The sequence below is a fragment of the Pseudomonadota bacterium genome, from assembly GCA_036141575.1.
GTDB lineage: Bacteria > Pseudomonadota > Alphaproteobacteria > UBA2136 > JAPKEQ01 > JAPKEQ01.
The window spans coordinates 52731-73326 of the sequence record JAYZXF010000017.1 but is presented as its reverse complement, the minus strand read 5'-3'; the positions used below and the strand labels follow the sequence as shown (position 1 = coordinate 73326).

The following is a 20596-nucleotide window of genomic DNA, read 5'->3' as shown; positions in this document are numbered from 1 at the left end:
AAAAGCCCCCAAACATGGGGGCTTTTTATTCGTTTAACCGCGCACCAGATAGTGCGGATTTTGTACTTTCAGCTTAAAGGCTTGGCCAGGATTATCAAAAATCCGTTCTGCAATCTCTACAGCTTTCACCGTCACATGGTTATGCTTTGCTTTTTGCTCATCTGTGAGATGTTCAAAACTGTCAGAGGCAATCACCTCCCCCAGCTGAACCCAAAAGTACAGCGGATGCACATACAGAGCAGCTTCACGCCAACGGCTGACAGCCATGTGCGTCAAGATTTCAGCCTTAAAGTCTGTCAGAAGATCAAGACCATTACGCCGTGCAATTTTGAGCGCAAAAACAGCTTCATCACTACCGCAGCCACGCATCAGCTTCAACACTTCGTCTTTCGGGATACGGAACTCATCGGCCGTAAACGTGTCGACAAAAGCATCATCCACATCCTTATTCAGAGAAGAAAGCATCAAACGCGTGAAGATGGCATTAAAGCCAGGCATGTAATGCTCGCAAATGCCCTCTTGAATGAGGCCAAATGGCGTCTGCAAACGAATGAGCTCTTTGGTGGGGGCATTGAGTAGAAGCACTTGAGTTTTGCGTGCACCGTTAGCCATTTTCAGGTCCTTTTCCAGAAAGTTTAATGCGTTCTTCAAACACGGCCTGCGGGTTATCCAAGGCCTCGTTGAGGTATTTGCGGAGAATCAGAGTCACTTCACCGAAGATCAGTTTCTCTTCTTCATTGAACTTGGCTTCCTTATTTGCCATAGCCTCAATGCCGCCACCCATGCACAGATAGTGCAGAATAAATGCGGATTTAATGGCTTCAATATAGCGCCCCTCAGCAAGAGCAACAGGGCCAATGACACTGTGCATTTTGATATTGCTCGGACGCTTCATGCCCGTCATCAGAGCGTCATGCAGGTTGCCTGCAATATTTTGCCAATAGTCGAGGCTTCCCTCGCCCTTGAGCAGGTCTTCAAGCTCAAAGCCATCAATGATAGAAAAATCATCTACAAAATTTGGCATATTGGTTTCAAAAATCTCACCCAAAAAGCGGCGTGCCACATAGGCATTTACCCCCTTCAGGTAAGGTTCGAACATATCCTTTGCAAACAGAGCCAGCAGATAAGGATGGTTGATGTATTCCTCCGGCGGAGAATTGAGAAGTTTTGTACCCATAACATGGGTCCTCCAAAAAGTGAATGGGAGATAGATAAAGTTGCATACACTATAAAGAAGCTGCGGTCCCTTCGCAAGATGTTTATCTGCTTTTAGAGTAAATCCTATGGATGAAAACATGCAATTGATTCAAAAAGTAACGCCCCTTCTCAAAATCCATGAAGGGTTACGCCTTAAGCCATATACATGCACTGCTGGAAAACTCACCATTGGTTATGGCAGAAACCTTGATGATGTCGGCATCAGCAAAGCTGAAGCTGAGCACCTTCTCACACAAGATATCAACCGTGCCATTCATGATATCCGCAGCCTTATTTCTAATTTTGAGAGCCTCTCTCTTACCAGAAAAGCGGTATTGGTTAACATGATGTTTAACCTTGGCATGCGCCGTTTAAGTCAGTTTAAAAACATGATCCAAGCCATTGAAGAGTATAACTTTCAGAAAGCATCCTTTGAGATGTTAAATAGCCTGTGGGCGGTTCAAGTGGGTACAAGAGCCACTCAACTCGCAGATATGATGGAGCATGGTGTATAACACCTTGACACGAATCAACTTACTGTATACAAATAAAGCAACTTTTCCTCTCCCTTCCCGTTTAACAGGAGTTTTCCTATGAAACTTGATACCAGTTCTGTATATGACCCGCTCCCCAATTGTGAAGAGCCCAAACCGGAACCACCGAAGAAGAACCAAATCATGTTCCCTTCGTCCATTTGGCTTCCGTCGCGTGATGACATGGCACGAAACTTCCCACTGACACTGGGTGCTGTTGCCGCTATTCCTCTTATGATTTGGGGTATCTTTGCTGCATTGGGCGCGTTTTTCAGCATGTCCCTTTCTGGCTACTTGGTGGCCCTGCTGTTCTGTGGCCTCTGTATCATGAACGCAAAAGCTGTCTTACTGATTGCCCCCGATTACGGTAAGTCACGTATCATTCAGTATATTATGGCGGCTTGCATGACAGCCATGCTTGGCGTCTTCGGTATGCTCATCTCTGTGATGTTCAGAGCCTTGCTCTTTGATATTCACGAGCCCTCGCTGCTTGGCGCAGTGCTGCTGACATTGACCTTCCAGTGGACGGCCATGTGGTATATCTATGACTGGGGCAACAAGCTCTTTCCAAAAGAGTAGGACCCGCAAAATTCTGGAACTGGCTATAGAGATTAAGCCCATCGAAAAGTAAAAACCCCCGCATATAGCGGGGGTTTTCATCGTTTATTGCTTATGCAGCTTTCTGCTCTTGCTCAAGGGCTTTACCAAGCACCTCTTTGAGGTTCTTAGATACGCCTTCGCGCGCCAGCATACGCTCAATTTCAGCCTTCATCAGGGCAGCACGTGCCGTGTCCATTTTGTTCCATTTCAGGAACGGCGCCACAATGCGACCAGCCACACCAGGGTTAAAGCCGTCCACGTACATTACCTTATCGGCAAAGTATGTGTAGCCAGACCCATCAGCCTTATGGAACGCGCGGGTGTTGCCACCAAACGCCCCCCACAGAGAACGAATTTTGTTCGGGTTTTCACCGTCAAACGCGCTGTGGTTTTCCAGAGCTTTCACAGTTTCCAAAGCGTCTTCACTTGGCACTGTCGCATGCATAGAAAAGAAGGCATCCATCACTTGTGGATTGGAACGGAACTGACCTTCAAAGGCCTTGCACTCAATTTCTGCATCCACACCAGCATGAACAAGGGTACGCAGCGCGCCCACTTTATCCGTGTAGTTGGTTGCCTGCTCAAATTGAGCCTGCGCCATGTCAGTCACATAGTCTTCCATAGGTTTGTTGGTGTCCATATCAATCACAAAGCGATCCATCAAATCAGACAGATGTGACAAACACTGGTTTTTCAGTGCGCGACGACCTGCTTGTGCCCCATCAAAGGCCCATTTTTCTGGCACATTCAAACGTGTGTAATGTTCCATCAATGCACTCTGACAGCGACTCGCGATGATAAATTTCAGATAGTCGTACGCCTCATGGATTCTATCCAATGGGATGACATCATACTTCTCCATCAGTTCACTGATGGCAGGCAGCTTGATCATTTCCGCTTTGACTGCATCATCAATCCCATCATCCGCCAGAACTTGGTTGATCATGCGCATGATTGCGCTATCAGGCACAGTTCTGTTGCCATCAACCCAACCTTTCAGATGATCCATCAACAGACTTTGCACCATTTCGTAACGGTTGTAGCCGTCACTATCATGCTGCGCGAGGAACATCTTTTGCTCAAGGCTCAGGCCCGCTTCGGCGTAAATCGGTGCGCCAAAGTTACGGTTCAGAGAGAGCACAGGCTCTTCTGCCACATCTTCAAACACCAGCATCACGCTTTCGTCCATCAGGTTCACCAGCTCTTTTTCTGCATCAAACAGAGGCCAGCCGTCCTTAGTGCTGTTGGTTTGAACCTTCATAGGAATATCCTTCCCATCTGGCCCAACCAAGCCCAAGCGCACAGGAATATGCATAGCTTCGGTACCTGTGTTTGCCGGCGTTGCAGGAACAGACTGGGTCAGCGTAACAGTGAACGTTTTTGCGTCCGCGTCATACTGCGTTTGAGCCGTTACCGTTGGCGTACCAGCTTGGCTATACCACAACGCAAACTGTCTGAAATCAGCATCGTTTGCGTCGGCCATCGCTGCACGGAAATCATCACATGTTACGGCCTGGCCGTCATGACGATCAAAGTACAAGTCTGTGCCTTTACGGTAGCCTTCAGGGCCAAGCAAAGTATGATACATGCCAATCACTTCAGCACCTTTTTCATACACTGTTACCGTGTAGAAGTTGTCCATGCTCTCCACCACTTCAGGGCGGATTGGGTGAGCCATCGGACCAGAGGCTTCAGGAAATTGGCGTGCTTTCATGGCAGCAGCATTCACAATACGCTCAAGCGGCGCACTATGCAGATGGCTTGTAAACTGCTGATCACGGAAGACTGTGAGGCCTTCTTTCAGTGTCAGTTCAAACCAGCTTTTACATGTGACACGGTCACCTGTCCAGTTGTGGAAGTACTCGTGACCAATCACCGCTTCAATATACTTCAGGCGGTTGTCATCAGCCGTATCTTTATCACCAACCAAAAGGCTGTTATTAAAGATGTTCAGGCCTTTGTTTTCCATCGCACCAGCATTGAAGGTATCGGTCCCAACAATCATGAACAGATCCAGGTCATATTCACGACCGTAAGCTTCTTCGTCCCATTTGAAAGAACGAATCAACGAATCCATTGCATGACGAACACGCGGCAGCGTTTCCGTCGGCATCCAGATTTCCAGCTTTACATCACGGCCACTCATTGTTGTGAAGGAATCTTCCATCACATCAAAAGCGCAAGCCACAAGCGCGAACAGATAGCTCGGCTTTTTGTGCGGGTCATGCCAAACAGCATGGCCACCAGTTGTATCACCAGCAATGCGGTTACCGTTTGAGAGTACCGTTGGGAACTGCGCGGCGTCGGCGTTCAGCTCAACCTTGAAGGTTGTCATCACGTCCGGACGATCAGGCCACGGAGTAATACGGCGGAAACCTTCGCTTTCACACTGGGTGATAAACGTGCGGTTCCCTCCTTCACCATCCATATACAGGCCACTGCCCGTCTTGTTTTCGGCAGGGTTGATCTTCACCGTTGTTTCCAGCGTGAATTTGGCAGGCACATTCTTCAGAGTCAGAAGGTGGTTTTCTGTATCGAACACGTAGTCCGTCACAGTGTTGCCATCAATGAGGATCTGATCGATCTCCATCTCTTCTGCATTCAGAACCATGTCTGTGCCGCTCTCAGCATTTGTGTTCACCACAAACACTTTAGCGCGTACCACAGTGCCCATCTCTTTGAGGTCGAACGCAAGTTCAACTTCGCCAAGTTCAAATGGATACGGGGTGTAATCAGCACGCTTCATCGCGGTGCGTTTAATATCGGCCATTTTGGCTTCTCCTTCTTAGAAACTTATAGAAAAAAGGGTAACAGATTTGTAAATCTCCTTAAAGTATCAAAAACAAGTATACAAAACAAGCATAAAGGGGTTGAAACAGAAAGATTTACCGCCCCAAAAACTTGGTTTTATTTTGACAATTCAAACTTTTCATAGTATACAATCTGAAATATCAAACCTCTCCTCCCTTTCTTTGCATAAGGATTCTCCCTCATGAAAAAACTTTTGACTGTTACTGCCCTGACTGGCCTTTTGGTTTTAACAGGCTGTGGCGACGATGAAGAAACCAAGCAGAAAGCGCGCATTGAAGCCAATGCAGCCCTGCTGAAATCTCAACAGTTGCAGATTGATGCAACCGTTCCGCAAATTGCAGACCTCACAGCTCAGCTGGAAGCCCTGCAAACAGAACTGGCAACAGCCGAAAGCACCATTGCTGCCAAGAACGCTGCCGAGGCCCGACTGGCTGAGCTTCGTTCTGAATCTGCGGAACTGGAACAAGCATTGAACAGCATTGAAGAATTTCAGGCCCGTGCCAAGCTGGTCAACCCAGACGGTGATGGCATTTTGAAAGTCAATCCAGTGAGAAAAAACGGCAATTCCATGCGCACAGCTCGCTATGTTGATCCTGATTTCAACACGCTGATGTACAGGATTGGCGCTCAAGGATCAACAATCCTGCTGGACTCCATCTCTGCAACAGCAAGTGCCCGCATTCAAGAATGCATTAACGGCAATGGATGTTTGGCTCCTTCTGCAAGCACATATGCAGGTAGCAGCAGCACCTACCGTATCATTGACTGGGACGCTGGCCTTGTTGTGTATGGCTTTTACTCTGGCACAGAAAAGTTTGAAATTCGTCACTTTGAAGAGTTTGGCGAAGAGTTTGCCACGCGGATGCATGCTGAAGCTGACCTGCTTCGCAGCCGCCTGACCTCTCAATAAACAATCGAACATCAAAACCATCCCCTCTGGGGGTGGTTTTGCTTTGACAACAAACATCCTTCAGTGGTATACAATCAATAATATCAAACTCTTCCTTCTCTTTTCTTTAGGCTATGGAGACTTTTCCATGAAAAAACTTCTATTGGGTACCGCCCTCGTTTCTTTTGCTTTTCTGACTGGTTGTGGCGAAGATGAACGCGCTGCAAAAATTGCAGAGCAAGAGGCAACAATTGAAGCCAATCAAACACTGATTGGTGTTCAAGAAGAAACCTTCCGCCTCAACGTGGCCAAGCAGGCCTCTCTGGACGCTGACATTGCTGCAAAGCAAGCGGAACTGCAGAGCCTTCAAGCACAGGCTGACGCCCTTGCGCCCGTATTTTCTGAAGCTGAAAACGCAGCGCAAGCTGTGGCATCTGCCGAAGCACGCTTGGCTGAAATCCAAGCGGAATCTGACGCACTCAACGCAGCACTTGCACAAATTGAGACCTATCAAGCCCGTGCTTTAACCGTTGCGCCAGCCTCTTCAGAAGGTGTTGTACAGAGCCACGACGTCTCACCTGTAAAAAACTGGGACCTTTACCGTGTCTCAGACCGCTCAACAGGCCTGATCACGTATAAGTTCAGACGTGGTCAAGTCACTCTGAATTATGCAAACTTGAGCCCTCAAGCTCAAGAAGCTCTCACTGAATGCTACAATGCTGGAACATGCATGAAACTCAGCATGAGTTACAGTATCGAGGATGGTAATTACAGGGTAGACCGCCTTGTGGACTGGGACGCACGCGTTATATTCATCTATACTCTTACGGATGTAGGTGCTCCTGTGCAAGCCTTCTCGTTTGACGAACTGTTAAACGCAGAAGAGCTGCATGCCGAAGCAGACGCTCTGCGCGCAGAGCTGAACTCTCAGTAAAAAATCGAATATGAAACCACCCCTTTTTTCCAAGGGGTGGTTTTGTTTTGACAACACCTCTAAGTGCATGATACCCAATAAAGTAATCTCTGATCTCTCCACTCACTTTTCACATAATGGAGCTACTCTGTGAAACGCAACTTTAAAGGTATCAACTTTGCTCGTATCGGCTATTGGATTTGGAATAACCCGATGATAGCCCTCTGGATGCTCACCTGTTACGTGCTTGTCCCACTCACAATGCACATAAACTTGGCACTGTTCTTTATTGTGCCCAGCACCATGTACTTTACCAACCACTTCATGCAAACCACTCAGCTTTCTGAGCAAGAAAGCGAAAGGTTGAAAGGTTTAAGCCTCTACGGCGGGATTCTCTCTGTTGTAGGCACTTTTGCAATCTATTATGTTTGCAAAGAGTCAGGCGTAGCTACGCAAGCAACACATGACATGGCTGCAAAAGCTATGATTTCTGTGCTGTTCCTCTATTACGCTGCATACTTTTTTGCGGTTAAGGAATATGAAGGTGGTCTCACCTTTTATCAGCTGGTTAATAACAAGCTCAAAACTGCTGCAGATGACTGGGATCGCAAGAACCTAGACGACTAAAATAAATCCGATATATAAAGCCACTCCTTACGGGGTGGTTTTATTTTGACATATATAGCAAGGCAGGTTACACAGGCGGCAACACCTATCTCTATTTCCTGTTTCATATATCCCGAAAAGGATAATCCCAATGAAAAAGCTTTGGTTTTATAGTACAACCCTTGTGCTTTTAGCCTGTGCTTATGTACACTTCAACTACGCTGAGCCTATGGCTTTGCTGGTCTTCTTCGGCACACTTGTCCTTATGTTTTTTGAAGGCAAAAATGTGGGCCAAAGGCTCATCATCTTTCTTGTCGCGTGGTGGTTCTGCGCAATGGACCAAGCCATCGTGACAGAGTCTCGCTACGCCAATGAAACCATGTACGGCTTTAGCCTCGGCTGGCTGACATTGATTCTCTTTCTTGAGCGCTGGAAGTGCTTTCTATCTCTGCGTAAGGAGCGGATATAATCGAAATGTAAAACCTCCCCTACTGGGGAGGTTTTAGTTTAGGCCTTCTGAATACTCCTCTCATCTGGCTGTGTTTTTTGTCTGGTTGTAAGCAGGCCACTTTTTGCCATAACCACCAAACTTGCGCCTGCTGTGAGTGTCATTAATACAAGCAGTGCAACCATCGCTGCTTTAACACCGTAAGCTTCTGCCGTTGGCCCCGCTACAAATGTGAGCGGTACAAATGCGAGCCTGTGAAGGACACTCCCCACACTCATGACAGTAGACCTGCGGTCACTCTCAATACGGCGGTTCACAGCAGCTTCCATGAGTGGTCTGCCCATTCCCCACGCAAGTCCACCTAGGAACAGAGCGTAAATACCAGCCCCAAACGGAAGCAACACAGCAAGCCCGTATGAAAGCAGTGGCAGTGCCGCAATGATAGCCACCATTTGCACAAAACGCAGACGACCTTCTAGTGCGTAAGCAAGGCTTGAACCCAGCGCGTTTACCATCATGCCAATAGCCATCAGGATTCCGAACTGCTTGGTATCAATACCACCTTCAATCCAGTAGCTTTGGTGCAGGAAGAACATCAAGTTACATACCACAAACACACTACTACTGAAGAGCAGAATACTCGCGACTTCCTTGTGTCCGCCAAGGGCGTACTTCACCACGCTGGCCATTTCTTTCAACGCATTTTTCTTCCGCGTTTCTTTAAGGCGTGTTACCTCAACAAGTCCAAGAGAAGCTATAGCTGCAAGCGCCATTGCGAACGCACTCAAGATTGTTGGGATCTCAACACCCACGCTGTAAATGTAACCACCAGCCAGAGCACTCACTGCCGCACCCACCATGCCGTAAGCGTGCATGCGACCACTGATTTTACTGTACTGCGCCACACCAATTTTCTTTGTGCTTCTACTAAACAAGTTACCCAGCAGAACAGCTTTGTAGCGGCTACGTGACGGGCTATTTGTAAGCCATTGCGTGAGAGCTGGGCCACTTTCACTCACCTTGCTGCTATTTACATGAGCACCAGTGCCAGCCAAGCTAGTTGCTTTATTTCTTGAAGAGGCACGGCTACTTACGTAGCCAGCGCCACTTTGTGCCCCTTCGCTCAAAAGCTCTGAAGCTTTTGCTCGCACACTTGTGCTCGTGTCTCCTGTATCAACATTTGAGTTTTGTGCATCTGCACCAAGTAGACTATCGTAGATCAGCGCGCTCCCTGTACCACTCACAAAGCTCATACCAAGACCGCAAATAGCCTGTGCAATGACCATCAGCAGGAACCCTTCCCCGAGCCACATTACAACAAATCCAACCGTTTGAATAACAAACCCAAGAGCCAGCGTGTACTTACGCTTCCAGTGGTCACTAAGGTACCCGCTTGGTACTTCCATCATGACCATGGCCAAAGCAAACGCAGCTTCACTTACTAGAAACCCAGTAAGCCCTACGCTTTTTTGTGCGGCGTAATACACCACAATAATCGGCACAACAAACATGGCATTATTCAGGAAAGATAATGCGTTTGTAATGATAATGTTTTGTCTCGCAATCCTATTTGCGTCCAGTACGTCACTCATGACGTTTTCTCCTGTGGTTTTACCCCAGTTCTATGGACAGACTTTGCTTAAATATAAAAAATTCGACCCTAGAACTGGGTCGATTGTGTTGTTTTTATTCTGGTAACGACCCTTTTACCCGATGAAGCGATTACGTTTACACGTAAACATGCCATACATACCCCAAGTGGAGTGCATATGGTTCATCATAGGTTTTTGGTCGTTAAATCTTTTCATAACTAAAAGCATGACGCGTATTTTTAGGCGTTGCAACCCCTTTTTTGAGTTTTTTTCGCAACATAGGTCATTCTGGAAACAAACTCTTAGCGTCGCAATATAAAATGGCAGTTTAATTAATGCTATGATCCATAAAATATTACTGGGACTTGATAAAGGGGTATTGCTATGAAATACAAGAGTTTAATTATTACAGCAGTTGTTTGTACATCTGTTGGCTTTGCGGCGTTTGCACAAACGATACGTGGCGAAGGACTATCTCGCCAAGTTATCTCTCTTAAAAGCATGATGGAAAGCTTTGCCAATGACATCCGCCCACGCATCAACACACTAGAAACCGATGTTTCAGACCTTCAAGACCGTGAAAATGAACGTACGACGTGTAACAACATTTCTGGTGATTCCAGCATCTACTGGCCAAACCATCCAGAAGCAGATGCGACAACAGGCTGTGTTTCTCACGAAGACCTTGGTACAGGTGAAACTGTAACAACAGGTGCAGGCTGTCAAAACCGTACGGTATCATGGACAGCTAACGGCAGAACATGCAGTGGTAATGCGAGCTCAATTCCTGATGGGCTTACATATGTATTTAACTACAACACTGCCCCGAGTCCAACTTGCCAAAACAGATACACCACAGGCGTACGAGGACAAGCCACCTTTAGATGTAATAACGGAACATATGAGCATGTAACATCAGAGCCAACTGTTTGCGAAGGCGTATCAAGAAGCCATCCAGACTGGGGCGGCAGTTGTCGATAGATAAAGGACATTATGATGAAATTTCAGAAACTACTTATTGTAACAGTATTGAGCGCTTCGCTTGGTACAGCTGCCTTTTCACAAACGCGTGCAGGTGAAGGTATTTCTCGCCAAGTGGTCTCTCTCAAAAACATGATGGAAAGTTTTGCCAATGATATACGACCTCGCATTACAACCTTAGAAACTGAAATGAATGCTGCTGAAGCGCAAATTAACGCACTTACAGCTCAGGAAAACAGACGAACGGCTTGTAATGACCGTACTAATACAAGTATCTATTGGCCTGATCATCCTGATGCTAATGGAAATGGCTGCGTCTCTCATAATGACCTTGGTACAGGACAGACAACCACCACAACCAACCAAGGATGTGGTGTGCAAACTATTACATGGACAGGTAATGGGGCTACATGTATGGCAAGCACTCCTCCAACACCTGATTCTATTGAAATTATCATCAATGATCCTGACACAGGTTGCCGAGATCAATATCTAGGATCAGCTCGAGTACGTTGCTCTAATGGTTCATACTCATTTGTTGGAACGGGTAGAACATGTAGACGTACTTGGAATAGCTGTCGTTAATTAAACAAAAGAAAAAGCTATGAAATATACAAAACTTATTCTCACAACAACTCTCTGCGTCTCAGTAGGCGTGACTGCCTTTACGCAAACAACGCGCGGTGAAGGGCTGTCTCGTCAAATGACATCCCTCAAAAACATGATGGAAAGCTTTGCCAATAGTGTAAGGCCTCGCATTGATACACTTGAAAGTGAGATGGATACAGTTGAGGCGGAAATGGATGCCGCAGAAGCACAAATTAATGCACTTACCGCGCAAGAAAACAGACGTACGGCTTGTAATGACCGCAGCACTACAAGTATTTACTGGCCTGACCATCCTGAAGCCAATGGAAGTGGTTGTGTCTCTCATGAAGATCTCGGCGGCACGGATACTGTTTCATCAGGTAACGGATGTGGGCAAGTTACAATTACATGGACAGGTTCATATGGCAGCAGAGCACTCACGTGTACTGCACGCACATCTCCAACACCACATGGCGTCATTTCTTCAACATCTGATGCTTACGGCGGAGAATGTAGCCATGACACCAATTATGGTACAGCTTTTGTCCGTTGTAATAACGGTAGCTATGAAATTCAAAGTAATAGCTTCTGTCGCTACAACTCTAACGGCGAATGGCGCGGCGATTGCCGATAATCTAAAAGTCCCTCAACTGAGGGACTTTTTATTATGCTTAAGACTTGAAAAAGCGTGCCCCCTACCCCATTTTAAGGTGACGTAATATCTTCCTTCCCTAACCTTATGAGGTTTACCATGGCAAATACGCCTGCACCTTCCTCCGAAACCACCGCAACGAACATCGACCTCTCCTGGCAAAATGTCTTGGAGACGCTGACCACGTTTTTTGGCGGCTTGCCAGGCACCTTTATGGAGCTGTCAGCACTGATGCAGTACAGCATTGGTGCATTGACCCTCAGCATCCTCATTTCATGGATTGCGACACGCTATAACGCCAACCTCATCGGCAACATTTCGTTTTTGGGCATTCCCCTGTCCATTACCGCAATCTGCGCTGGCCTGGCTGGCTATAATGTTGAGGATTTCATCAACATCTTCTAAACGATTAAGACCCAAAGCTCTGCACATGTTGCAGGGCTTTGGCTTTTAGAGGTTGAAAGCATATAAGAGAAGCACTATATAAAAGCCATAACTTTCAATCTGCACCCCTTTCAAAGGATCAAAAACATGAGAACACATAGCCGTGTTTTAAGAGATCTCGCCTTCCTCAAATGGTTTACTTTTCGCCATGTTGAGAAAGAGATTCTTTCTGTTGCGCCAATTTACTTGGCCGCTCTCACCTTGATTGGTGTCTCACTTGCCTTCTTGGGCACAGGCTTTATCGTGGTGTTTTTGCTTGCTTACCTGATGAGCGCCAAATACACCGTTCATGACGAACAAAGCCTCGACATCATGATTCATGACTGCAATGCCAAAACTGGTGAGGAATTCGAAAAATTCCATGCAGAATGGCAAAAAACGTGGGATGCGCACCAAGCAGAAAACAAGCTTTACGGCCTTAAGGCTAAAGTGGCTTGCTGCTGCGTACCTGTCACATTTGGCGTCAGCCTAATTCACCCCAGCGGCCACCTGATTGGCTTTGCACTTGCCCTTTTCGTTTGGGATGTGCCCATGCCATGGCTGATGGAAAAGCGCAATGCTGTTGCCAACAGCTATCACGCTCTGAAAAAACGGGTTGATGAAATTGCCGTCCCAACTGATTAAGCGATAAAGTAAAACCCCTGCAATGTGCTGGGGTTTTACTTTTTGCCTCTTGAAAATAAAGGAAACCAACCCCATAACACAAGGTACTAACCCAATCTAAACCGTTCTTTGCATGAGGTACCTCCCATGAAACCGACATTCATCACACTTGCCAAGCAAGATTTTGCAATGTTTGCCCTCAACCACCTGAAAGGTGGACTCATTTTCTGGCAAACCTTTGCAACTGTTCTGACCTATGGCGGGCTCCTTTGGTTCTTTGGCAGCTATGCCATCGGCCTTCTCCCCCTTGTGCTGCTTGCCTGCTGGGCAAATAGCACCCAGCGTGGAGAAATCGTCGAGCCTCCCCATGGTGATATGACCTACTATGAAGGCGACCCTCAATGGGAAGAAGATACCCACAGGAGAGATTCGACGGCAACGTTTTCAAGGATGGGCGCCATGGCCATCCTAGTTATTTTAGCGATGGCATGGACCGTCACGACTCCGCCTGCATGGGCCGATACAAACCCGTATAGCATGCTCGAGCGTGCTCCCATTATGCACGGGCTAAACAGCGTTGCCTTTTTCATAGGCATCGTCTCCTGGTTCTTTTTTCTTGCTGAAAACAAGATCAAATCTTTTTCAGGCTCTTTCCAGAGCCAGTAACACACTTTCCCTGTGAGTTATCGATAAAACATAAAACACCCCGCTTTTGCGGGGTGTTTGCTTTTGCTTATAGCTACCTCTCATTCAACATATGGTGGTGCCTCATACATAGAACACTGAAAAACACGCCCATAACCATCAAGATCAACAACCCTGTCATCGCGACTTTTGCGTTATACATATCCGCGAGAGGCCCAGCCAGAAGCGTTAAAGGAATAAAGGCAAAGCGGTGCACCAAGCTCTTTACGCTCAAAACTGTTGCACGCCTTGAACTCCCCACACGGTGGTTAATTGCGCTATCCATAAGCGGCTGACCAATGCCCCAAGCAAAACCACCCAGCATAAGCGTATAAATACCCGCAGAGTATGGCAGTACAATAGAGAGCCCATAAAAGATAAAAGGCAGTGCCGCCATAAGGCTCACAATATGAATAAAGCGCAAACGTTCTTCCAGCTTATGCGCAAAAAATGCCCCTACAGCATTAAAGCCAACACCAATGGCCATCAGCACACCAAACCAAATTTCACTGATACCGCTTTCAATCCAGTAGCGCTGCTGTACCCATAGCATCAAATTACAAGTCACAAAGATGCTGGTAATAAAGGCAATCAAGCAGGCCAGCTCTTTATGGCCATGAAGCGTATATTTCATAACGCTCAACATATCTGCAAACGGGTTTTTCTGGACGGTCTCTTTATGACGCTCAGGCTCAATCATAAATACACAAATTAGTACAGCCAGCATAAGAGAGACAATAGAGATCAATACTGGGAACTCTGGATGGAGCGTATAAAGGTAGCCACCCACCAGAGCCGTACTCGATGAGCCAATCATACCAAACATAAGTCGGCGCCCATTAAGCTTACTAAACAGTTTTTCCCTCCCCTGAGAGAGCAAGGTATCGTATAGCAGCGCACTGTTGGTACCACTATTCAAGCTAGCGCCAATGCCAATAAGGCACTGCGCGAAAAGAACCATAGCAAAACCGCTCCCGAAAAAGAGCACACAAAGACCAATGGTCTTCCAAACCATGGCAATGGCAAGCACCTGCTTCCTGCGCCATACATCACTTAAATAACCGCTAGGAATTTCCATAAAGATCATCACCAGAGAAAACAGAGATTCACCAATTAAAAACCCAGTAAAGCCAACACCTTTTTGTGCCTCTAAATACAAAACCACAATCGGCACAATAAACATGGCATTATTTAAAAAGCCGAGCACATTGAGAAGATAGACGTTTCTGTTGAGGTGACTGTTCATACTTTTACTCTGTTGTGAGCGTCTAAAACAGGCAAGAAAAAACCACCCCCTGCACATGCAAAGGGTGGTTTTATGGTTCGATTATGTGCCTTTTGGCGCAAACATATGGTGCCTTGCCATACAGATGAAGCTGAGCGCCACACCTACAATCATGAACACCAACAAGCTCGCCATAGCAACCTTTGCGCTATAATCGTCTGCAAGTGGGCCAATCAAGAGGCTCAATGGCAGAAAGATCAAACGGTGTACTAGGCTTTTAACACTTAACACCGTTGCACGGCGATGGCTTTCAATGCGTTTATTGACAGCGGCATCCATAAGCGGCGTTCCCATACCATAGGCAAGGCCACCTAGCAATAAAGCAAAGATACCCAACCTATGCGGCATAAGCACAGCAAGCCCGTAAGCCACAAATGTCACAAACGTCAGTACACACACAATATGCACAAAGCGTAATTTGCTTTCTATACGGTGCGCAAAGCCCGCTCCAATGGCGTTAATACCCATACCAACAGCCATCAAAACACCAAACATGCTCTCAGGAATGCCACCATCAACCCAGTAGCGTTGGTGCAGCCAGAACATCAGGTTGGTTGTCACGAATACGCTGGTCATAAAGAGGATTAGGCATGCCACCTCTTTATGGCCGTGAAGGGTATATTTCATCACACTTACCATATCAGCAAGTGGATTTTTCTGTACCTCTTGCTTGTGACGGTTCGGCTCCACCAAAAACAGAGCAACCAAAGCAGCAAGCGCAACAGATACAACAGTAAGCATCGCTGGCAAATGCGGTTGAGCTTCATAAAAGAAACCACCCACAAGTGCACTCACAGCACCACCGATCATACCCCAAGTGTGTAAACCACCGCTATGCTTGGTATAAGCAGCAGCCTTGCCACGCTCTTGCAAGCTATCGTAAAGCAGTGCCCTGTTGGTACCACTGTAGAGGCTTACCCCTACTCCAACGATAGATTGTGCAAGCACCATCATGAAGAGTCCATCTCCTAACCAAAGGAGACCGAAACCAAGAATCTGCCAAGCCATACCAAGCCATAACACAGACTTACGGCGCCATACATCACTCAGGTAACCACTCGGAACTTCCATCAGAATAACCACCAGAGCGAAAGCCGCTTCCCCGATAAGGAAGCCTGTAAAACCGACGCTTTTATGCGCCTTGTAATACACCACAATAATCGGAATGACGAACATTGCGTTGTTTAAAAAGGCAAGTAGATTTAGTAAGTATGTGTTTCTATCAAGCGGATGCTGTGTGCGTAAAGTCCGCATAGGTCTGTCTCCTTATTGTTAGGGACCACAGTTACAGAGAGAGAATTTTAGAGTTTAAAAAACCGACCTTGGAACTGTTGGTCGGTGTTTATTGTATGAGACCGACCTACCGCTGAGGGTTACCACCAGTAATGGCAAGTTTACCTTCAGACACAACAAAATCACCCATAGAACGAGTGGCTTGATTTTGTGCTGGTACATACTGTCTCATACTTAAAGTGTATGCATAAAAAATAGGCATTGCAAGCCTGTGGTGAGATTTTTATTTTGACGGCCTCCCCTAACCACCTGTATACCTCGTTGTAATTCATAACCTTTCCTTCCCTTTTCTGGAGATACCTCCTCATGAAAACCTTGATTGCAAATACGATGGTTCTGGTGCGTGAGCGCGTAGAACTTCTGTTCATTCATGCTGTTGGGCTGGTGCTTTCAGCCTTTGCAGTGATCATGGCCCCCAGCCTTGCTGTTGCCACACCTTTCATTTTGGCAATTGGCGGCTTTATCCACTTTTGGGTTTGGAAGTTTACCGAGTACGGTACCAAATCTTTTGAAATGGCAGCCTATGAACGCAATGGCCTGATGGGCATATACTGCCTGTTCTTTGGCCTGATCAGTATGAACTTGTTCATGATGGGCTCTGCGACCAATACGCAGTTTACTCTGATTCAGCATATTCTTCTGGGCTACTACGTGGCAGCACGCCTTCTGCCCCGCCCTGTTGGCCGTGCAACTGAGTTTGTTTTTGAATGGCTGACCGATGCACTGGCGCCTTTCCGCGCTGCGGTTGCCCGTAAATGGGCTTCCATGTGGAAATGGGCTGAGAACAACAAAGCCTAATCGATATGAAAAGCTCCCCCATGTTTTGGGGGGCTTTTTCTTCATGCTAGGGTTGATTTAAAATAGAACCTCCCTATATCCACCTTAATACTTACATCTTCCTTCCCGCTACTTACACGGAGCTTCTTCATGAAATCCTATTTTGCAAATGCACTGAATTATGTGCTGAACTTTTCAGGTTATGTCGTAGGCCATCTATTCATGCTGGTTTATGTTATGGTCTCCTTCATTGACTTCACCCCTGCAACTGGCGCCATGATTTTTGGCCTGTGTGTTCACGGCCTTGCTCTCTCACATGGCGAGGACTACGAGTCCAACCCTCACCCTAAAAAGGGTAACCTGATGGACTACTACGCCATGCTGTTCATGACCTGCTTCTACGGGTTTGTCATCAGTCTGGTCCTCATGATTTTTGGCCTGAACTATATCGGCAAAATTTTACTAGTGATGTACCTACTCTTTGCGACCGTGCCCTTTTTGGGAGAAGCTTACATCCTGCTCCTGTCTAAAGCACTGAGTGTTTTTTCTTTTAAAGCCAAACAGAAGAAAGAAGACTTGCAGAAGTTTGCTGATGACAATGCGCCCCAATAAAGCCTAATCGATACGAAAAGCCCCGCTATGACAGCGGGGCTTTTTTTTGCCTACCTCTAAGCAACATTAAAACAGATCAATGTCATCATCGTCTGTAATGTTTACCTCTTCTTCAAGAGGTGTATCACCAGTTAGGCTAAACACCTGAACCTGGTAATCCATGTTATATGCGTATTGTGAAAGCGTACCTGCCACACTGTTTGTTGCGTCTACATCTGCTTTTAGAGTATCCATACGCGTGTTGAAGTCTTCAATGGCATCCACCATATTGCCGTAAGCTGTCATTTGGCTGTCCATGGTTTGGTTCAGGTGCTGCACCTTACCTTCTACATCACCAAGAATGGTACTTACACCATGAATTTCACCAACACTATCACGAACATTCTCTGCCATTTTTTCCATAGCAGATTTAATTTGTGCGTTAGACTTTGCTGCACTTTGTGCAAGCTTGCGAATTTCATCTGCAACAACAGCAAACCCTTGCCCAGCTTCACCTGCACGCGCAGCCTCAATGGCAGCGTTTAGGGATAGCAAGTTAATTTTGCCAGCAATCTCATCAATAGAGTCTGTTACGAAAGAAATTTCATCTGCATTGGTTTCAAGGTCTTTTACAGAAGCGTTTACGGCACTTAAGTTCCCTGTCATCTTCTGGATCATATGTGTTGCAACACGCGCGGCCTCGTTTGCGTTTGTTACCGCAGAGCTAGACGCATCCATTGCTGTTTGAATATGGCCAATACTCTTAACTTGATCGTGGCAAGATACACTCATGCGGCTCGAGTTAAGAGCCACCTTCTGCGTTTCTTCCATAAGGTCTTTAGAGGTACCGCGTACCGCTTGAATCACCCCTTCCAGGTGTTCTGTAACGTTATTGTACGTATCACCCAACTTAGAAAACTCATCATGACCGTACAGATCACAACGGCGAGACAGTTCACAGCTTTTAAGTGCTTCAAGAGCGGCTGTGACTTCATTTACGCCTTTGCGAATACGTCCAGCAATCATCCAACCAAACCACGTCATCAACAGAAGAAGGGAAACCACACCAAAGGTCCAAGCTGTAAAGCTTCTCAAAATCATATTTTGCTCTGCGAGCATCTCCGTGTTCACTTGCGCCCAAATGTGGCTAGAGAGGTCGTCTAGAGCCTTTATGCTACGTTCATAGGTGCCTTCATCTGTACCAGCAAGGTAAGCCATCACATCCTGCTCACCCATAGAGAATGAGAATCGCTCAACATCTGGTAGAGATTGACGAATCAGAGCGAGATATACTTCTGCTTTTCCTGCGGCATGAGGATAGGTTTTCACCTCTTGTGTGCCTTCTGGAAGCAGTTTTAATTGTGCTTGAAGCTCAATGCTAGACAATGCGTACGTCGCATCCATAGCTGTGAGGAGCGCTAAACTACGCTCAGCCATACTCGGTGACAGAGCAATCGCCTCTTCAAAAGCAATGCGTAAATCAGCCAAAATCTCTGTATAACTCTCATAAACGAGCGTTGCATCCGTTAATTCTTCAGATTTAATGCCAAAACGCAGGCGCTCTAAGAGCTCTGAGGTTTGAAGAATTTTTTCAATCAGAGCAGATTCAATCCCCTCGTCTTTAATCCATGAATTTTCTTTAGAAAGCTTATCCTGTGCCGCCTCTAAACGTGAGAAAGCAGCAGAGACATCTGCATGAATGTCTGCCAGCTTGTTTCTGTTCTCTCTAAAAGCACTCAGCGTATAAATCACGCTTTCACGTTGTTCTTCAACAAGGCTTGTGTGCAAGCTAAAGAGCGTGCGGTGTGTATCCAGCAGGCTTTGTTCTTCAGTGATCTGAACGTAGTCATACCCTTTAGGGTATAAAATATTAATACCTAGCGCACAAATGGCAATAACAGGCACCAGGCCAAACAGGTAAATACGAAACAGCAGGCTATCTACAAACCCTTCAAAACGGTCACGAAACGAAAGCCCATCTTTGAAAAAGGGCAAAGAAAAAGGCGTCAAACGGCGCATAAATTCTTACTTTTTATTATTATTTGTTCACCATCATAAACTAAAAACACCATAGTGAAAACCTTTGTTTCTTTGGGTCTTCAGAAGAATTTTTTTATTAATTTTAACTTTTTTGTTTGATCACCCTTGAAATTGTATGCAAGACTTATCATATCCTAATTACCAGCGAGGAAACAGACATCAAACTTCCAAGCTGCACTGGTACGGTCGCCCCAGTATAAAAAAACCTTAGTGCAGTTAGCACAAACCTACCTAACCTTTTTGGAGAAGCACGCCACACACGGATCGGCGCGCAGTCTCCTGAGCTGACTCTTCATAGCAAGAGAACGCTCAACTGCTCCCTAAAATTAGGGAAAACAGACTAAGTACACACAAACCAAAGCCTGTAATGGAGGAACATATTATGACAGCAAACTTTGAAGTGATGACATTGAGCGAAATGCTAGAAGACGTACCTGGCGTACTAAATGTTAAACAAGACCTTGAAGATGATACTAAGGCAACTGTTGAAATGAAAGACACAACAGTATCAAAAGGTTACCTAACACTTATGCTTAAAGCATCAGATGTTGATATTGAGCATAACGAAGGCAAAGGCACAATCCGCATGTCTGGTCGCCAAGACCGCATCCTGCGCCACGTTTCACCAAAGATGGTGAGCCACTAAGCCAAGCCTTTCAAACAGTTTTGCGCATGGATTTAGGACGTTCTTATTCCCCTCCTTATCCCCCTACCCAACGTCTTAAGTCCTTTCGCAAAATCCAAAAACTCCCTCTCACCCCGAGGGAGTTTTTATTTGTCTGATACTGCTTTATTTATATCTTGGTGGGGCGGTATTTTTTCTTCACTCTCAGCCCACTATTTTTCAAATATAAAATTTGTTAAATAGCGTACCCCGTGAAGTATGGTCTTGAAAATGCCCATTCTTTTGCATGCTGCACGCTTTCCAAGCGCTTGCATAACTGGGCATTTCCGCCGTAGCGCCTGAACGCTACGGCTACGCTGTCGCACCGCGATGCATGGGGAGACGGTAGAGGTGTTTGCCTTATAAGGTGCGAAACGAAGTGTAGCCAAAACCTTAAGAGGTTTT

22 protein-coding genes are annotated in these 20596 nt (G+C 46.3%); 15 read left to right on the top strand and 7 right to left on the bottom strand.

The features are described from left to right. Positions 1–33: 33 nt before the first annotated feature. On the bottom strand, positions 34–612 hold the full coding sequence (locus VX730_07785) for a hypothetical protein (protein ID MEC9292284.1): 579 nt from the start codon (positions 610–612) through the stop codon (positions 34–36). Beyond that, positions 605–1177 carry a hypothetical protein gene (locus tag VX730_07780; GenBank protein ID MEC9292283.1) on the bottom strand — a complete coding sequence of 191 codons (573 nt, stop codon included), beginning with the start codon at positions 1175–1177 and terminating at the stop codon, positions 605–607. Before VX730_07780 ends, VX730_07785 begins: the two co-directional genes overlap by 8 nt. Before the next feature lie 106 nt (positions 1178–1283). On the opposite strand from VX730_07780, the gene VX730_07775 reads away from it, so the two are divergent. Together VX730_07775 and VX730_07770 are read left to right on the top strand one after the other, a co-directional pair. Further along, entirely contained in the window at positions 1284–1712 is a 429-nt protein-coding gene (locus tag VX730_07775; protein MEC9292282.1) for a glycoside hydrolase family protein, read from the top strand. A gap of 78 nt (positions 1713–1790) precedes the next feature. Next, entirely contained in the window at positions 1791–2309 is a 519-nt protein-coding gene (locus tag VX730_07770; GenBank protein MEC9292281.1) for a hypothetical protein, read from the top strand. Between the two features lie 91 nt (positions 2310–2400). Here VX730_07770 and pepN read toward each other — a convergent pair whose 3' ends face one another. After that, complete coding sequence (gene pepN, locus VX730_07765; protein ID MEC9292280.1) at positions 2401–5100, bottom strand: aminopeptidase N; 2700 nt, start codon at positions 5098–5100, stop codon at positions 2401–2403. 222 nt (positions 5101–5322) lie between these two features. Here pepN and VX730_07760 point away from each other — a divergent pair, with 222 nt between their 5' ends. The 4 genes from VX730_07760 (at position 5323) to VX730_07745 (ending at position 8018) form a co-directional block, all read left to right on the top strand. Next, on the top strand, positions 5323–6051 hold the full coding sequence (locus VX730_07760) for a hypothetical protein (GenBank protein MEC9292279.1): 729 nt from the start codon (positions 5323–5325) through the stop codon (positions 6049–6051). 127 nt (positions 6052–6178) lie between these two features. Next, positions 6179–6964 carry a hypothetical protein gene (locus VX730_07755; GenBank protein ID MEC9292278.1) on the top strand — a complete coding sequence of 262 codons (786 nt, stop codon included), beginning with the start codon at positions 6179–6181 and terminating at the stop codon, positions 6962–6964. A 129-nt stretch (positions 6965–7093) separates the two neighbouring features. Beyond that, positions 7094–7570 carry a hypothetical protein gene (locus tag VX730_07750; protein MEC9292277.1) on the top strand — a complete coding sequence of 159 codons (477 nt, stop codon included), beginning with the start codon at positions 7094–7096 and terminating at the stop codon, positions 7568–7570. A gap of 130 nt (positions 7571–7700) precedes the next feature. Further along, the gene (locus VX730_07745; GenBank protein MEC9292276.1) at positions 7701–8018 is read left to right on the top strand and encodes a hypothetical protein; all 318 of its coding nucleotides are present in this window, start codon (positions 7701–7703) and stop codon (positions 8016–8018) included. A 38-nt stretch (positions 8019–8056) separates the two neighbouring features. Here VX730_07745 and VX730_07740 read toward each other — a convergent pair whose 3' ends face one another. Beyond that, the gene (locus VX730_07740) at positions 8057–9589 is read right to left on the bottom strand and encodes an MFS transporter (protein ID MEC9292275.1); all 1533 of its coding nucleotides are present in this window, start codon (positions 9587–9589) and stop codon (positions 8057–8059) included. A gap of 384 nt (positions 9590–9973) precedes the next feature. On the opposite strand from VX730_07740, the gene VX730_07735 reads away from it, so the two are divergent. The 6 genes from VX730_07735 (at position 9974) to VX730_07710 (ending at position 13523) form a co-directional block, all read left to right on the top strand. Continuing rightward, positions 9974–10570, top strand: coding sequence for a hypothetical protein (locus VX730_07735; protein ID MEC9292274.1), 597 nt, complete (start codon positions 9974–9976; stop codon positions 10568–10570). 12 nt (positions 10571–10582) lie between these two features. Continuing rightward, positions 10583–11155: a hypothetical protein gene (locus tag VX730_07730; protein ID MEC9292273.1), complete on the top strand. Its 573-nt coding sequence runs from the start codon at positions 10583–10585 to the stop codon at positions 11153–11155. 19 nt (positions 11156–11174) lie between these two features. Beyond that, positions 11175–11792: a hypothetical protein gene (locus VX730_07725; GenBank protein ID MEC9292272.1), complete on the top strand. Its 618-nt coding sequence runs from the start codon at positions 11175–11177 to the stop codon at positions 11790–11792. A 117-nt stretch (positions 11793–11909) separates the two neighbouring features. Continuing rightward, a complete protein-coding gene (locus VX730_07720; protein MEC9292271.1) occupies positions 11910–12215 on the top strand; it encodes a hypothetical protein in 306 nt (101 codons plus the stop codon). A gap of 126 nt (positions 12216–12341) precedes the next feature. After that, positions 12342–12878: a hypothetical protein gene (locus VX730_07715; protein ID MEC9292270.1), complete on the top strand. Its 537-nt coding sequence runs from the start codon at positions 12342–12344 to the stop codon at positions 12876–12878. A gap of 126 nt (positions 12879–13004) precedes the next feature. Beyond that, complete coding sequence (locus VX730_07710; protein MEC9292269.1) at positions 13005–13523, top strand: hypothetical protein; 519 nt, start codon at positions 13005–13007, stop codon at positions 13521–13523. Between the two features lie 73 nt (positions 13524–13596). Here VX730_07710 and VX730_07705 read toward each other — a convergent pair whose 3' ends face one another. Then, positions 13597–14787, bottom strand: coding sequence for an MFS transporter (locus tag VX730_07705; GenBank protein ID MEC9292268.1), 1191 nt, complete (start codon positions 14785–14787; stop codon positions 13597–13599). An 81-nt stretch (positions 14788–14868) separates the two neighbouring features. Then, positions 14869–16080 carry an MFS transporter gene (locus tag VX730_07700; protein MEC9292267.1) on the bottom strand — a complete coding sequence of 404 codons (1212 nt, stop codon included), beginning with the start codon at positions 16078–16080 and terminating at the stop codon, positions 14869–14871. 345 nt (positions 16081–16425) lie between these two features. Between VX730_07700 and VX730_07695 the strand changes: the two genes are divergently transcribed. Continuing rightward, positions 16426–16917 carry a hypothetical protein gene (locus VX730_07695; GenBank protein ID MEC9292266.1) on the top strand — a complete coding sequence of 164 codons (492 nt, stop codon included), beginning with the start codon at positions 16426–16428 and terminating at the stop codon, positions 16915–16917. Between the two features lie 129 nt (positions 16918–17046). Continuing rightward, entirely contained in the window at positions 17047–17508 is a 462-nt protein-coding gene (locus VX730_07690) for a hypothetical protein (GenBank protein ID MEC9292265.1), read from the top strand. A 66-nt stretch (positions 17509–17574) separates the two neighbouring features. Here VX730_07690 and VX730_07685 read toward each other — a convergent pair whose 3' ends face one another. Further along, positions 17575–19506, bottom strand: a complete 1932-nt coding sequence (locus tag VX730_07685) for a methyl-accepting chemotaxis protein (protein MEC9292264.1) — start codon at positions 19504–19506, stop codon at positions 17575–17577. Positions 19507–19909: 403 nt separating this feature from the next. Between VX730_07685 and VX730_07680 the strand changes: the two genes are divergently transcribed. Then, positions 19910–20173, top strand: coding sequence for a hypothetical protein (locus VX730_07680; GenBank protein MEC9292263.1), 264 nt, complete (start codon positions 19910–19912; stop codon positions 20171–20173). Positions 20174–20596: the final 423 nt, after the last annotated feature.

Coding starts and splice junctions, on each gene's coding strand:
- VX730_07785 (MEC9292284.1), bottom strand. CDS start 612: ATGGCTAACGGTGCACGCAAAACTCAAGTGCTTCTACTCAATGCCCCC.
- VX730_07780 (MEC9292283.1), bottom strand. CDS start 1,177: ATGGGTACAAAACTTCTCAATTCTCCGCCGGAGGAATACATCAACCAT.
- VX730_07775 (MEC9292282.1), top strand. CDS start 1,284: ATGGATGAAAACATGCAATTGATTCAAAAAGTAACGCCCCTTCTCAAA.
- VX730_07770 (MEC9292281.1), top strand. CDS start 1,791: ATGAAACTTGATACCAGTTCTGTATATGACCCGCTCCCCAATTGTGAA.
- pepN (MEC9292280.1), bottom strand. CDS start 5,100: ATGGCCGATATTAAACGCACCGCGATGAAGCGTGCTGATTACACCCCG.
- VX730_07760 (MEC9292279.1), top strand. CDS start 5,323: ATGAAAAAACTTTTGACTGTTACTGCCCTGACTGGCCTTTTGGTTTTA.
- VX730_07755 (MEC9292278.1), top strand. CDS start 6,179: ATGAAAAAACTTCTATTGGGTACCGCCCTCGTTTCTTTTGCTTTTCTG.
- VX730_07745 (MEC9292276.1), top strand. CDS start 7,701: ATGAAAAAGCTTTGGTTTTATAGTACAACCCTTGTGCTTTTAGCCTGT.
- VX730_07740 (MEC9292275.1), bottom strand. CDS start 9,589: ATGAGTGACGTACTGGACGCAAATAGGATTGCGAGACAAAACATTATC.
- VX730_07735 (MEC9292274.1), top strand. CDS start 9,974: ATGAAATACAAGAGTTTAATTATTACAGCAGTTGTTTGTACATCTGTT.
- VX730_07730 (MEC9292273.1), top strand. CDS start 10,583: ATGATGAAATTTCAGAAACTACTTATTGTAACAGTATTGAGCGCTTCG.
- VX730_07725 (MEC9292272.1), top strand. CDS start 11,175: ATGAAATATACAAAACTTATTCTCACAACAACTCTCTGCGTCTCAGTA.
- VX730_07720 (MEC9292271.1), top strand. CDS start 11,910: ATGGCAAATACGCCTGCACCTTCCTCCGAAACCACCGCAACGAACATC.
- VX730_07715 (MEC9292270.1), top strand. CDS start 12,342: ATGAGAACACATAGCCGTGTTTTAAGAGATCTCGCCTTCCTCAAATGG.
- VX730_07710 (MEC9292269.1), top strand. CDS start 13,005: ATGAAACCGACATTCATCACACTTGCCAAGCAAGATTTTGCAATGTTT.
- VX730_07705 (MEC9292268.1), bottom strand. CDS start 14,787: ATGAACAGTCACCTCAACAGAAACGTCTATCTTCTCAATGTGCTCGGC.
- VX730_07700 (MEC9292267.1), bottom strand. CDS start 16,080: ATGCGGACTTTACGCACACAGCATCCGCTTGATAGAAACACATACTTA.
- VX730_07695 (MEC9292266.1), top strand. CDS start 16,426: ATGAAAACCTTGATTGCAAATACGATGGTTCTGGTGCGTGAGCGCGTA.
- VX730_07690 (MEC9292265.1), top strand. CDS start 17,047: ATGAAATCCTATTTTGCAAATGCACTGAATTATGTGCTGAACTTTTCA.
- VX730_07685 (MEC9292264.1), bottom strand. CDS start 19,506: ATGCGCCGTTTGACGCCTTTTTCTTTGCCCTTTTTCAAAGATGGGCTT.
- VX730_07680 (MEC9292263.1), top strand. CDS start 19,910: ATGACAGCAAACTTTGAAGTGATGACATTGAGCGAAATGCTAGAAGAC.